A 12,850-nucleotide genomic window follows, 5' to 3' on the forward strand; every position below is an offset into this window, starting at 1 on the left:
GGCGTCATGGCGTACGGACCCAGTCCTTCCGGTAGGCGGTCCAGTCGTCCTCGGTGGCGGCGAAGTCGACGTACAGGGCGACGCCGAAGCGGGCGCGGTCCGCGTCCGTGCGGGACAGGCCGAGCCGTACGCCCCGCACGGCCGCCGGGACCGTCTCGGCGTGCGCCCAGTGCCCGAACCGGTTCTCGTGGTAGAAGGGCAGGCCCATCAGCAGGCCGGTGGAGTCCGGGGTGACCTCGAGGGCGAGGCTCGTCTGCTGCGCGACATAGCCGCCGTACAGGCTCTGCAAGGGCTGCATGGTGTCGTACGACATGACGGCGATCTGGTCGACGCGGCGGGCCACCTGCCCGAAGTACTCCTGCGACCACCACTTGGGGTGGCCGGTGGTGGTGCCCCAGAAGGAGTGGAAGGCGGGCAGCGGGTCGATCTGGTGGGCGGCGACGGAGAGGACCGCGCCCCGGGCGTGGGTGAGGTCGCGCAGGTCGTCGAGGAGGCCGAGGTAGTCGCGGTCCCCGGAGTGCAGCGGCTCCAGGTCGAAGTGCGCGCCCCGGAAGCCGGCGGCGAGGACGGCGCGGGTGGAGGCGAGGATCGCCCTGCGGGTGGCGGGGCGGTCGAGGCGCAGCCCCTCCGGGCCCTCGCTGGCCAGCTTGTCGCCGAGCCAGGCCTGGACGCGGACGCCCGGGAGTTCCCGGTGGACGGCCGCGGTCAGCCAACGGGCCTTCGGGTAGACCGACTCGGGCAGGGTGCCGTCGTGCTCCAGTGGGCCGGTGTGGACGTACAGGTCACGGATCCCGGTGTCGCGCAGCCGGCCGGCCAGGGCCCTGACGTCCCTGTCGGTCTTGCGGCCGTCCACCCAGGCGTGGCCCAGCCAGAGTGCGTCCTGGTGCCGGGTGCGGGTGCCCGGGGCCGGGTCGCCGGTGTAGTTGAGCCGCAGGGCGGCCTCGGCGGTGAGCGGCGGGAGCAGGAGGAGCGCGAGCAGGACACCGGCGAGACGGAGGATCCGGCGCCTGCGCGAGCGGCGGGGGCGGGGGCGGGGGCGCGTCGGCTTCCCGCCCGCCGTCGGGTCGTCCGCCGTCCGCTCGGCCGTCGCCTCTTCGGCCGCCGTCCGGTCGGTCGTCGGCTCGTCGGCCGCCGTGCGGTCGGTCGTCGGCTCGTCGGCCGTGTTTCGGTCAGCCGCCGGCTCGTCGACCGTCTTTCGGTCGGTCGCCGTCCGCTCGGCCGGCGCCTCGTCGCCCGCCGTGCGGTCGGTCGCCGGGTCGTCGGCTGTCTTTCGGTCGGCCGCTGTCCGCTCGGCCGTCTCTCGGTCGGCTGGCGGCTCGTCGCCCGTCTCTCGGTCGGCCGTCGGCTCGTCGGCCGTCTCTCGGTCAGCTGTCGGCTGCTCGGTCGGCGCCTCTTCGGCTGCCTCTCGGTCGGTCGTCGGCTCGTCGGCCGTCTTTCGGTCGGTCGCCGTCCGCTCGGCCGTCTCTCGGTCGGCCGTCGGGTGCTCGGTCGGCGGCTCGTCGGCCGTCTCTCGCTCGGCCGTCAGCTCGTCGGCCGGGTTTCGGTCAGCTGTCGGCTGCTCGGCCGTCGCCTCTTCGGCCGTCTTTCGCTCGGCTATCGGCTGCTCGGTCGTCCGATGTTCGTCCATTCCGCCCCCCTGCCCCTCTGGTCCCCCACCCGTATCCATCCCACTCGCGGTGCCGCCTACCTGCCCATACGCTCCGAAATGTGACGTCCTCCCTGATCCGGGGCCGGCCCCGGCGTGCCACGGCGCACATACGCGTGCGGACGGCGTGTGCCGTGCTGGGCACCCTGGTGGGCATCGGGTGGCTCGTGCTGCCGGTGATGACGGCCGAGGCCCATGATCCGGTTCCCGTGGCGTCCACCGGCACGGCGGCGGGCGTCGCCGCACCGCGGCAGGACGGGACGTCCGCCACCGACCTGGTGCTGCCGCTCGTCGCCGGGGTCGCGGCCCTGGCCCTGGCCGGATACGGCTATCTGCGGCGCACCCGGCGGGCTCGCACCCGGACGACTCCGGGGATCGTCTCGGCGCAGCCGCCCGCGCCCACGCCGGCCGACTCCGAGCGCCAGGCCCGCGCGGCGCTGCGCCTGGCCGACGACTGCGTCCGGACCAGCGCGGAGGAACTGTCCTTCGTCCGGGAGCGGTTCGGACAGCGGCGGACCGAGCCCTTCACGCACGCCCTGCGGGCCGCCGAGACCGAGCTGTCGGCGGCGTTCGCGATCTGGCGGCGGTACGAGGACGGTGTCCCGGACGAACCGGTCGCCCGGCGACAGGCGCTGATCGGGGTGATCGGCCGCTGCGCGGAGGCCGGGCGCCGACTGGACGCGGAGGCACCGGCGCTGGACCGGCTGCGGGGGTTCACGACGGGCACGGCGGAGGCCAAGCCGGACGAGGGCGGAGGGGGCGGGGCGGCGCCGGAGCCCGAGCCGGAACCGGCCGGCGGCGGCATCGGCGCGGCGCTGGAAGGGGCGGAGAGACGGTTCCGGGAGCTGACGGCGCGGGCGGCGGCGGCGCAGCGGACCGTGACGGCGCTCGACGAGCGGTACGCGCCCTCGGCCACCGCCCCCCTCACCGGCTACGTCGAACAGGCCATGGACCGGCTGATGTTCGCCACCACCCTGCTCAACGAGGGCCGCCAGGCCGTCGACGCGGACGACCGGCGGCGGGCGGCCCGTGGGCTGCGTGCCGGTGAGGGCGCGGTGGCCCAGGCCGGAGTGCTGGTGGGCGGCGTGGAGCGGCACGCGGCACAGCTGCGGGAGGCGGCCGGGCTGGTGCCCGCGGCGCTGACCGGCGCGGAGGCTGAGCTGGCGGCGGTCCGGCGCGCGGGCGGCGGGTCCGCGCCGGCCACGGGTGAGCCGCACGCCGGGGCCGCCCACGCCGACCGGGTGCTCGCGGCGGTCCGCGAGGAACTGACCGGCGGCCCCTACGACCCGCTGGACGCGCTGCGCCGGATCACCCGGGCCGCCGCACGGCTGACGCAGCCGCTCGCCGGGGTGCTGGACACCGCGGCGCTGCTCGTGGCGCGCGGCTCCGTCGCCGGGGCGGAGGAGTTCGTCGCGGTGCACCGGGGAGCGGTGGGTGCCGAGGCCCGGGCCCGGCTCGCGGAGGCGGTACGGGAGCTGGGCGCGGACGGCTCAGGACGGGCCGACGCCGCCGCCGGCCGGGCGCGGGAGCTGGCCGAGCGGGACGTCCGGACGCACGGCACCCCGCACCTCGCGCAGGACACGGCCGGGCTCGCCGGTGCCGTACTCGGCGGCATCCTGCTGGCCGAGGACCCGGACGGCGGTCCCCCGGCCGCCTACGGCGGCCCGCGGACCCGCTCCCGCCACCACGCCTAGCCCGGGCCCGCCGGCACGTCCGGCGAAGGAGCGGCCGGCGGTCAGAAGAGGCTCAGCAGGGCTTCCGCCGGGTCGGTGAGGCCGCCTTCCCCGCCCGGGAGCGGCAGTTCGAACCACACCGTCTTGCCGCGTGGCGTCCGCCGCGATCCCCAGGCCGCGCTGAGCAGCCCGACCAGTTGCAGTCCCCGGCCGCCCTCGTCGGTGTCCCGGGCCCGCCGGCGCCGCGGCTGGACCAGACCGGAGTCCCAGACCTCGCAGACCAGCGTGCGGTCCAGCAGCAGCCGGAGCCGGATGTCCCCCTCGCCGTAGCGCAGCGCGTTCGTCACCAGCTCGCTGACCAGCAGTTCCGTCGTGTCGATCAGCGGCTCCAGGCCCCAGGAGAGCAGCTGCCCGCGCGCGTACTCGCGGGCCCGGCCCACGCTGCGCGGCTCGCGCGGCAGCGTCCAGTCACCGACGGACTCCGCCGGCAGCCCCTGGACACGGGCCATCAGCAGGGCGATGTCGTCCTCGCCGTGACGGGTGTCGAGGGTGCTGAGGACGTGGTCGCATACGTCCTCCAGCGGGCGGCTCGGGTCGGTGAGCGCGCCGACGAAGGCCTGCAGCCCCTCGTCCAGCGGGTGGTCGCGGGATTCGACCAGGCCGTCCGTGTAGAGGGCCAGCAGGGCGCCCTCGGGGAGTTCCACCTCGACTTCCTCGAAGGGCTCGCCGCCGACGCCCAGCGGCATGCCGGGCGGCACGTCCAGCATCAGCGCCGGCTCGCCGGGCTCGACCAGGACCGGCGGCAGATGGCCGGCGTTGGCGAACGTACAGCGTCTGGTCACGGAGTCGTACACGGCGTACACGCAGGTCGCCAGGTACACCTCGGAGAGGTCGGCGTCCCGTGGCTGGCGGGCGGTGCGGGTGGCCTGCTGCACGCCGCCCGGGGTGCCGAGGCCGCGCGCGATCTCGTCGAGCGCGGACAGCACCTCGGCCGGTTCGAGGTCGAGCAGGGCCAGGGTGCGTACGGCCGTACGGAGTTCGCCCATCGCGACGGCCGCGCGCAGGCCCCGGCCCATCACGTCCCCGACGACCAGCGCGGTGCGGTGGCCGGGCAGTTCGATGACGTCGAACCAGTCGCCGCCCACCTCGGTCGCCGCGTTGCCGGGCAGATAGCGGCAGGCGATGTCCAGTCCCGACGCCTCGGGGTCGCCGGGCGGGAGCAGGGACCGCTGCAGTATCAGCGCCCGTTCGTGCTCCCTGCGGTACAGGCGCGCGTTGTCGATGCAGACGGCAGCCCGCGCGGCCAGTTCCACCGCGAGGTCCCGGTCCCGGTCGCCGAACGGCTCGCTGCCCTTGGTGCGGGCGAACTGCGCGAGTCCTACGACCGTGTCGTGGGCGACCATCGGCACGGCCAGCGTCGACTGCACGAGGCCGCCCTCCTCGGCGGGCACCTGCTGCGTGCGGGCGGTGCGCAGGGCGTCCGCGCAGGGCGAGTTGAACGGGAAGTGGTGGACCGCGCCGACCTGCACGGGTTCGCCGGTGCCGCTGACGGGGGCGCCGGAGACGGCGCTGGCGAAAGCGACGCGGCGCAGTTCGGCGCTGCCGTCGGCGAGGCCGGGCGGGGTCTCGTCACCGGCCAGCAGACCCTGGTAGAGGTCGACCGTGGCGAGGTCGCAGAAGCCGGGGACGACCACGTCGAGGAGTTCGCGGGCCGTCGTCTCCAGGTCGAGGGAGTTCCCGATGCGGGCACCGGCCTCGTTGAGCAGGGCGAGATTGCGCCGCGCCGCTGCGGCCTCGCGGGCAGCGGCCCGGCGCGCGGTGATGTCGGTGCCGAGCCAGGCGACGCCGATGGGCCGGCCGCTGCCGCTCTGCACCCGGTAGAGGTTGACGGACCAGTGCCGGCGCTCGTCGGAGCCCGGGACGAATCCGGTGACGTGCATGTCGGTGATGGACTCGCCGCTCTCCAGCACCCGGCGCAGGGTGGCCGAAACCCGCTCGGCCTCGCCGCGCGGCAGATAGTCGCGAACTCCCCTGCCCCGGTGGTCGTCCGGGGTTCCGCCGAAGATGGAGGCGAACCGCATGTTGGCCCGGCGGACCCGCAGGTCCATGTCGATCAGCAGGAAACCGAAAGGGGATTGGCCGAATATCGCCTGCGAGGCGGCGAGATCGGTCTCCATGCTGCGCAGCGTGCGGACGTCGACGACGATACAGACGGCCGCGTTCTCGCCCTCGGCGGTGCGCGTCGGCATCACGTAGACCTCGGCCAGGCCCTCCTCGCCGCGCAGGCCGCCCAGCCGGTCGGGCATCCGGAACGGCACCACTCCGGTCCACTCCCGACCGTCGAGGATTTCGGCCATCTTCCGCTGGCCGCGCTCGCGCAGATCGGGGTCGATGAAGGCCTCTATCGGGTCCATGCCGACGGCACGGGCGGCCGGGATGCCGAAGAGCTGCTCGGCGCGCAGGCTCCACTGGTCGACGAGCCCGCCGGGGCCGATGGAGAAGGACGCGACCTTGATGTAGTCGTAGATCGAACCGGGCGGACTGCTCTGCCACATGGCGTCGCCAGGTACCGCGGCAGCCTCCGCGGCCTGGCTCCTCGCGCCGTCCGACGGGTCCTCCGACTCCGTGGCCTTCGCTGGTATCTCGCTCACGCGAACCGTCCCCTCCAGCTCACCGCGCCCGGCACCGGTCACCGGGGGCGGCTGCCCGCAGTATCCAGCACTACGGTGCCGCACGACACGGTGTTCACGATCACAGCTCGGTCCAGGTGTTTTTCGGACCGGTCCGTGACAACACTTCCACTCTTCTAACCAAGGAACACGCCGCCCAACCACGCACCCTCGAACCTCGTGCGCCCCCGGCGCGCACGAGGGACGGCCCCCCCTTTGCTTACACCCCCCGCGCCCCCGCGTGTGCTCCGGCCTCATCCGGGCACGGCAAGCTCGAACCAGACGGTCTTTCCGTTCGCACCGGGCCGGGTGCCCCAGCGGCGCGAGGACCCGGCGACCAGTTGGAGGCCGCGCCCGCTCTCGTCCTCGGGGTGCGCGACGCGCTCCCGCGGCGGGTCGGGCAACGGGTCCGACACCTCGACCCGCAGCGCCCCGTCGAGTCCGTCGGGGCGGACGAGACGAACCCCGATGGGGCCGGTGGCATGCCGCAGCGAGTTGGTGACCAGCTCACTGACCAGCAAGGCGGCGAGGTCCGCGAGGCAGTCCAGGTCCCATCCGTGCAACTGGCCCCGGACCGCCGCGCGGGCGGTGCGCACAGCGCCCGGTTCCGCGGGAAAAGTCCACTCAGCGCAGCCGCCGTCGGTGTCGATCACGCCGATCACTTCCCAGGACAGCGAGCCCACCATGTCCGGTTTCATGGGGTTAATGGGCACATACCCGATATCCAGGGAGCAGTACCGCACGAGAGGGCGCACTGTGGCACGAACGGCGTATGGATCCCGGCACAAGCGCCGACAACGGCCCACCGAGCGCCACCGAGGGCCGGGCGAGCGCCGGTGAGAACTCGGTCAACGGGCGGGCACGCGCACCTGAGGCGGTGGCGGTGTCGCGCGGGCGGCGGCTCCGGCGGTGCCGGGGGCTGGCAGGCGGCACTGGTGCCGGTGGCGGCGCAGCCGGTGCCGGGCCGCGGGGGTGGCGCACCTGCGGATCCCGGTGACGGCGGGACCGGCCGATGCCGTGACGCTGGCGGGCGGCCCACGTCGTGGCGGCGGCCGACCGGTGTCGCGGCAGTCGGCCAGTCCGCGGGCAGCCGGGTCGGTCCGGGGCGGCGGCCGGGTCGGTCCGGGGCGACCGAGTCAGTTCGCAGCGCCCCAGCCAGTCCGCAGCGACCCTGCCGGTCCGCAGCGGCCGAGTCAGTCCGGGCGGCCGAGTCAGTCCGGGCGGGCGGGTCAGTCCGTGGCGGGCGGGTCAGTCCGTGGCGGGCGGGTCAGTCCGTGGCGGCCGGCAGGGCCGTCGTCGTGACCTCGCGCACGGCCGGGACGTCCTGGTCCAGCCAGGGCACGTCCCAGATCCGGTCGGGGGCGAGCCAGCGCAGATCGTCGTGGTCCTGGAGGGGGCGGGGCTCGGGCGAACCGGGCCGCAGCCGCGCGGTCCACACCTGAAGGACGTACGGCGTACGCAGCGGCCACTCCCCCGGTACCCGTTCGACCGGCTCGGCGTCGATGCCCAGCTCCTCGCGCAGTTCGCGCACCAGGGCGTCCTCGGGCCGCTCGCCCGCCTCGACCTTGCCGCCGGGCAGCTCCCAGCGCCCGGCCAGGTCGGCGGGCGCGCTCCGGCGCGCGGCGAGCAGCCGGCCGCCGTCGAGCAGGGCGGCTCCCACCACCACGATCCGTTCCGCTTCGGGAGTCATGCGCGTCATGGAGCGGAGCCTACGGGAGCCCGCCGCCGGTCAGTTGTGCGCGCCGTCCCCGTTGTGCGCGATGCGCTCGACCCAGTAGAGCTGTTTGTGTCCCCGGTCGTCGAAGCTGTCGGCGATCTTCTGCGCCTCCGCACGGGTCGCGTACCGGCCGACGCGGTAGCGATTGCCGTTGTCGTCCTGCCGTATCACGATCCAGGGCAGCGAGACCGTGCCCTCACTCATGGCCCCCACCGCCCGCGTCCCTTCTCGCACTGCCCCGCCCTCCCCCGGTCCCGGCCGCTCCCCCGTCGCGGAGGGACCCCGACCCCGCCTCGGGCGCCCGCCGTGCCCTGTCTAAGGAAACCGCAATCCGCATATGCCCGAGCGTACGCCCAACCTTTACGCTGCGAATACGGCTTTTCACAAAGAGGTACGCAACCAGCCAGAACGCCGGGGGCGCACGGGACCGAATGCGCCGTCCCGGACTTCGCGGCCTCAGCTCCAGGCATACCGGGGGCACCCTGGACCACCTGGGAGAACGGCCGGATTGCTGCGGCCGGAGAAGACGTGCGGGCGCCCGGACGGCAGGCGGGAACGGCCCGCGGTGCGCAAGGGTGTGCGCTACCTCACGCGGAGGGGCGCACGGAGTCCGCCCGGGCGGGGGCGGTCACCTGACGGGCAGGGTCACTTGACGGGCAGATGGAAGGCGACCCGGTAACGGTCGGCCGGGATGACCACGTCGGCGGTCTCCACCGGGCGGCCGGAGGCGTAGTACGTGCGCTGGACGACCAGGACCACATGCCCGGGGACACCGCCGAGCAGATGCAGTTCCTCGGCGAGGCCGGGCCGGGCGCCGACCTCTTCGGTGACGTTGTCCACGATGACGTCGATGGCCCGCATGCGCTCGACCACTCCCATCCCCCCGAGCGGCCCCTCCTCGGGCAGCATCACCGGGGTGCGCCCGGTGACGGCGAGCGGCTCCCATGAGGTGGAGAGCATCATCGGCTCGCCGCCCTCCCGGAAGAGGTACTTGGTGCGCATGACCCGTTCGCCGGCCTGGATCGAGAGCCGGTCGGCGATGACCGCGCCGGCCTCGGCCTGCTCGCTGCTGGACTCCCAGGTGCCGCGCACGGAGGCGTCGGCCTGCTCCTGCCGGAAGGGCGTGGCGCCGCCGGACGGGCGGTAGCCGGAGCGGGCCACCCGGCGGGGCACCGGCCGCTCGCGCACATACGTCCCCGAGCCGGAGCGGCCCTCGACCAGCCCCTCGGCCATCAGCACCTTGCGGGCCTCCAGCGCGACCGTGTCCGAGACGCCGTACTCCTCGCGGATGCGGGCCTGGGAGGGAAGCCGGGTGTGGGGCGGGAGTGAACCGTCGACGATCTTCTTGCGGAGATCACCCGCGACACGCAGGTACGCCGGCTGCTCACCGAATGTCACTGGCCGCTCCCATCAGGTTGTACAGACAGCAACAGCGTGGCAACCGTGGGTTGTGCCATGCAAGCAAAGGCCAGAGAATCACTCGATGTGATGACAAAGAGCTGGGGAAGGCTTTACCCAGGCACTTTGCCTGCCGTATAGGAAGTGGCGGCCCGCCTTCATGGGTGCCCGCGCACCGGTACCCGCACACCGGCGCCCGCGCACCCCGCGCGCTCACACCTGCATGCCGGCGCCGCTGCCGCTCCCCGTGTCGTCCGGCTCGGCGGGCGGGACGGTGGCAAGCCCCAGCGCCTTGCGCACGGTGACCGCCCGGCTCGGGTCGATCAGTTCGGTGCCGGTGTCGTAGTGCTCGTAGAAGGTGTCCGCGTCCTCGGCCGCCGCGGCCTTCGCCCACTGCGCGCGGGCCTTGTCCAGGTCGGCGGCGAGCGCGCCGGCGGGCCCCCGGGCACCGGCCGGCCAGTCGTGCGCGCGCAGCATCCGGGCCTGTTCGCCGAGCGCGGTCGACACCCGGCCCGCCCACGCCCTGTGCCCCGGCAGGTCGTCCTCCAGGTACTCCTCGTCGGGGGCGGTGTCCAGGGCCGCGTTGAGGACGTGAGCGGCCTTCAGATAGGCGACCTGGTCGGCGTCGAGGACGCTCTCGTCGTTGCGCAGCGACCCGGTCAGGTCCTCGCCCTCGGTGGTGTTGCCGAACACGCAGGTCACCTCGCGGTCCCCGGCGCCCCAGCTCTCCTCGGTCGGCGTCAGGTAGTACACGTCGACGTCGCCCGGGACCGCCCAGCCGTCCATCGCGTAGCCGTCCTGGAGGCCCCAGCAGCGGTCGTCGGCGGCGTCACCGACCGTGCCGTCCCCGGGGTAGGTGCCGCCCGGCAGCCGGAACGACGCGAACACCTCGCCGTCGTGCGGGCCGGCGCAGGAGACCTTGTCCACGTCGTACGTCTCACCGCCGAGCGCCCCGCCCGGCGTGTCGAAGCACTCGCCCTCGGCCAGCGAGAGCGTGGCGCCCCCGCGCGCGCCCTCCTTGAACCCGTGCCACACATCGGCGGCGCCGCCCGTGGCGAACAGCAGCGCCCACAGCGCGAGTCCGACCCCGGACAGCACCGCGCCGCCCACGGCCAGCCCCTTGCCGCGCTCGCCGCGCCGCCGGATCTGGCGCAGCGCGGTCAGTCCGAGCACCAGGCCCGCACCGGGCAGGAAGCACAGCACGCCGAGCACCAGGGAGGCGATGGCGAGACCGTTGACCGGCACCGGCTGGTTGTACGGGCGATAGCCCTGCGCCCACGGCTGGTACACGGGCACACCGCCCGGCTGCTGGGGGTAGGGCGACGGCCCGTAGGGCCCCTGAGGGGGCGACGGGGGTGGCTGGAACGGCCCTTGTGGCTGCTGGGGGCCGGGAGGCGGGGGTATGGACACCGGTACCGTGCTCCTGGATCGGGCGGCGGCAGCACAGGACCGGCGGCGGCCGACGACTGGACTGACGTACGACTGGCCGCATGGTAAGCGGGGCGGGAACGGGGGCGGAATGCGGGTGGATACGCGAGCGCGCGGCCGGGCGGGCGGTGCGGCCGTGCGCGAGGGGAACGGGGTCACGGCGCGGCGGGCGGCGACGGCCCGCGACGGCACGGCACGGTCCGCATGGTCCGCCATGGGGGCCTGGCCGGCTCCGGCCCTCCTCGCCGACGGCGCGGCCGGTCCGGCGCGGGGTGATCGGGCCGGGGCTCTCGTCGTACCGGCCGGTCAGGCGCCCGCGACGGCACGGGAGTTGACCGGCGGCCGGCGCCACGGGCGGACGCGGGAACTCCGGCCGGAGGCGGACCCGCTGCCCCGCCCGGAGGCAGCGAGGGAACCGGAGGGCGCCGGGGAACCGGAGGGCGCGGGGGACGGCGCCGGGTTCCCGGATCCGCCGGTGGTGGCCGGGGCCCGGTGAGTCCGATGAGGGGGAGGCCGAAGTCGGCGAGGAAAGTGAACACGGCATTGACCACGGATGAGCACGGCATGAGCGGGACCGGCCGGGAGGGGGACGCGTGAGCGGGCTGACCGATGAGGTGGTCGGGCGGGTGAACGCCCTGACGGCCCGCTGGGCACAGGCCCTGCCGGGCGGCACGGTGTTCTCCGCGCCGGGCGTATGGCCGCTGCTGGCCTTCCTGGCGGACGGCGCGGCGGGCCCGGCGCGCGCGGAACTGGCCGGCGCCCTGGGCGTGCCGGCCGAGCGGGCGGCCGGGGCGGCGCGGGAACTGCTCGCGGGGCTGGCGTCGGTCTCCGGCCTGGACGCGGCGCTCGGCCTGTGGACGCATCAGGAGATGCCCCTGCGGGACGAGTGGCGGGCCGGGCTGCCCGCCGGGACCTACGGGGTCTTCGGGGACGACCTCGTGACCGCGCAGGAGCGGCTCGACGCGTGGGCGGCGCAGCGGACCGGCGGGCTGGTCGAGCGGATGCCGGTGACGCTGACCCGGGACGCGCGGATGGTGCTGGCCTGCGCCCTCGCGCTGCGCACCGACTGGCGCCAGCCCTTCACCGAGCAGCCGCTGCGGCCCGGCTCCGGCCCCTGGCAGGGCCGTACCCTGCGCGGTCTGCACCGGCGCAGTGTGCGCCCCGACCGGGTGGGGGTGACGGGCACGCCGGACGGGTTCGTCACCGCGCTGACGGTGCCCGGGGACAACGGCGTCGACGTCCATCTGATGCTCGGCGAGGAGCGGATGACACCGGGTCAGGTGCTGGCGGCCGGCGTGGGGATCGTGGGGCGCGGCCTGCCGCTGACGCCGGGCGGGGCGCTGCCGCACGGGCATGTCGGCCCCGGCCTGCACGTGGAGCAGCAGCCCGCCGTGACGCCCGAGCCGCGCACGCTCGACGTGACGACGGTGGCGTACGAGGTGCGGGCCGACCACGATCTGCTCGCCCTGTCCGGCCTGTTCGGCCTCACGGCGGCGACGGACGCCGGGGTCGGCCACTTCCCGGGGGTGAGCGCCTACCCGCTGGCCGTCGGGGAGGCCCGCCAGTCGGCGGTGGCCCAGTTCGGGGCGCTCGGTTTCCGGGCGGCGGCGGTGACGGCGGTCATGCCGGCACCGGCCGGCGGAATCCCGCAGTACCGCTACGAGACCACGGTGGTCCGCGTCACGTTCGACCGCCCCTTCGGCTTTCTCGCCACCGACCGCGAATCCCGCCTGACGCTGGCCGCGGGCTGGGTGACGGACCCGGCGCCGTACCAGGTCACGGGCCTGCCGGGCGCTGTTCCTCCAGCACGCTGACACAGCGGGCGAGCAGCCCGGTCAGCATCGCCCGCTCCTCGTCGGTGAACTCGGCGGAGAGCGCCCGCTCGACCCGTACGGCACGTGCGTCGGCGTCGGCCAGGACCGCCTGGCCGGCGTCCGTGAGGCGCGTCTCCAGGACGTTCTTGTGCCACTCGTGCGGGGTGCGGACGATCAGGTCGCGTTCCTGGAGGTTCTTCAGGACCGTGTTCATGGTCGGCGGCGTCACCCCGCACAGGCGGGCCAGGGCGGCGGCGGAGATGCCCGGCTTGACGGCGCAGTACAGCAGGGCGCCGTACTGGGCGACGGTCAGCCCCGCCGGTTTCAGCACCGCGGTCTTGGTCGCGTTGAGGGCCTGCTCGGCCCGCTTGATGTGCGAGCCGACGCGCTCGGGGACCGGCATGGACGTCATCCGAGCATGGTAACGGGCACGTACACCCATGCACCCTCGACGGTTCATCCACACCCGAACAACCATGAGTGCATTGACGAACATTAGAGCCCTA

11 protein-coding genes are annotated in these 12,850 nt (G+C 74.7%); 3 read left to right on the plus strand and 8 right to left on the minus strand.

What is annotated here, in order from left to right; translation table 11 throughout:
- Positions 1 to 4: 4 nt before the first annotated feature.
- Positions 5 to 1,627 carry a hypothetical protein gene (locus ACF073_RS01635; RefSeq protein WP_392065848.1) on the minus strand — a complete coding sequence of 541 codons (1,623 nt, stop codon included), beginning with the start codon at positions 1,625 to 1,627 and terminating at the stop codon, positions 5 to 7.
- Positions 1,628 to 1,707: 80 nt separating this feature from the next.
- Here ACF073_RS01635 and ACF073_RS01640 point away from each other — a divergent pair, with 80 nt between their 5' ends.
- The gene (locus ACF073_RS01640) at positions 1,708 to 3,339 is read left to right on the plus strand and encodes a hypothetical protein (protein WP_392065850.1); all 1,632 of its coding nucleotides are present in this window, start codon (positions 1,708 to 1,710) and stop codon (positions 3,337 to 3,339) included.
- Between the two features lie 41 nt (positions 3,340 to 3,380).
- Here ACF073_RS01640 and ACF073_RS01645 read toward each other — a convergent pair whose 3' ends face one another.
- The 6 genes from ACF073_RS01645 to ACF073_RS01670 form a co-directional block, all read right to left on the minus strand.
- Positions 3,381 to 5,969, minus strand: coding sequence for a SpoIIE family protein phosphatase (locus tag ACF073_RS01645; RefSeq protein ID WP_392065852.1), 2,589 nt, complete (start codon positions 5,967 to 5,969; stop codon positions 3,381 to 3,383).
- Positions 5,970 to 6,241: 272 nt separating this feature from the next.
- The gene (locus ACF073_RS01650; protein WP_392065853.1) at positions 6,242 to 6,685 is read right to left on the minus strand and encodes an ATP-binding protein; all 444 of its coding nucleotides are present in this window, start codon (positions 6,683 to 6,685) and stop codon (positions 6,242 to 6,244) included.
- A gap of 569 nt (positions 6,686 to 7,254) precedes the next feature.
- Positions 7,255 to 7,686, minus strand: a complete 432-nt coding sequence (locus ACF073_RS01655) for a (deoxy)nucleoside triphosphate pyrophosphohydrolase (protein WP_392065855.1) — start codon at positions 7,684 to 7,686, stop codon at positions 7,255 to 7,257.
- A 30-nt stretch (positions 7,687 to 7,716) separates the two neighbouring features.
- Complete coding sequence (locus tag ACF073_RS01660; RefSeq protein ID WP_392065856.1) at positions 7,717 to 7,908, minus strand: SPOR domain-containing protein; 192 nt, start codon at positions 7,906 to 7,908, stop codon at positions 7,717 to 7,719.
- 441 nt (positions 7,909 to 8,349) lie between these two features.
- Positions 8,350 to 9,102: a GntR family transcriptional regulator gene (locus ACF073_RS01665; RefSeq protein ID WP_392065859.1), complete on the minus strand. Its 753-nt coding sequence runs from the start codon at positions 9,100 to 9,102 to the stop codon at positions 8,350 to 8,352.
- Between the two features lie 213 nt (positions 9,103 to 9,315).
- Positions 9,316 to 10,398 (minus strand): DUF4190 domain-containing protein, encoded by a 1,083-nt coding sequence (locus ACF073_RS01670; RefSeq protein ID WP_392065860.1) that lies wholly within the window; start codon positions 10,396 to 10,398, stop codon positions 9,316 to 9,318.
- Between the two features lie 229 nt (positions 10,399 to 10,627).
- Between ACF073_RS01670 and ACF073_RS01675 the strand changes: the two genes are divergently transcribed.
- Positions 10,628 to 11,026, plus strand: a complete 399-nt coding sequence (locus ACF073_RS01675) for a hypothetical protein (protein ID WP_392065862.1) — start codon at positions 10,628 to 10,630, stop codon at positions 11,024 to 11,026.
- Positions 11,027 to 11,132: 106 nt separating this feature from the next.
- A complete protein-coding gene (locus ACF073_RS01680; protein ID WP_392066843.1) occupies positions 11,133 to 12,344 on the plus strand; it encodes a serpin family protein in 1,212 nt (403 codons plus the stop codon).
- On the opposite strand, the gene ACF073_RS01685 is transcribed toward ACF073_RS01680, so the two are convergent.
- Positions 12,307 to 12,756 (minus strand): MarR family winged helix-turn-helix transcriptional regulator, encoded by a 450-nt coding sequence (locus tag ACF073_RS01685; RefSeq protein WP_392066845.1) that lies wholly within the window; start codon positions 12,754 to 12,756, stop codon positions 12,307 to 12,309. The two genes, ACF073_RS01680 and ACF073_RS01685, sit on opposite strands and share 38 nt — an antisense overlap.
- Positions 12,757 to 12,850 lie beyond the last annotated feature (94 nt).

The sequence above is a fragment of the Streptomyces sp. NPDC015171 genome (genome assembly GCF_043079545.1).
Classification (GTDB): Bacteria; Actinomycetota; Actinomycetes; order Streptomycetales; family Streptomycetaceae; genus Streptomyces.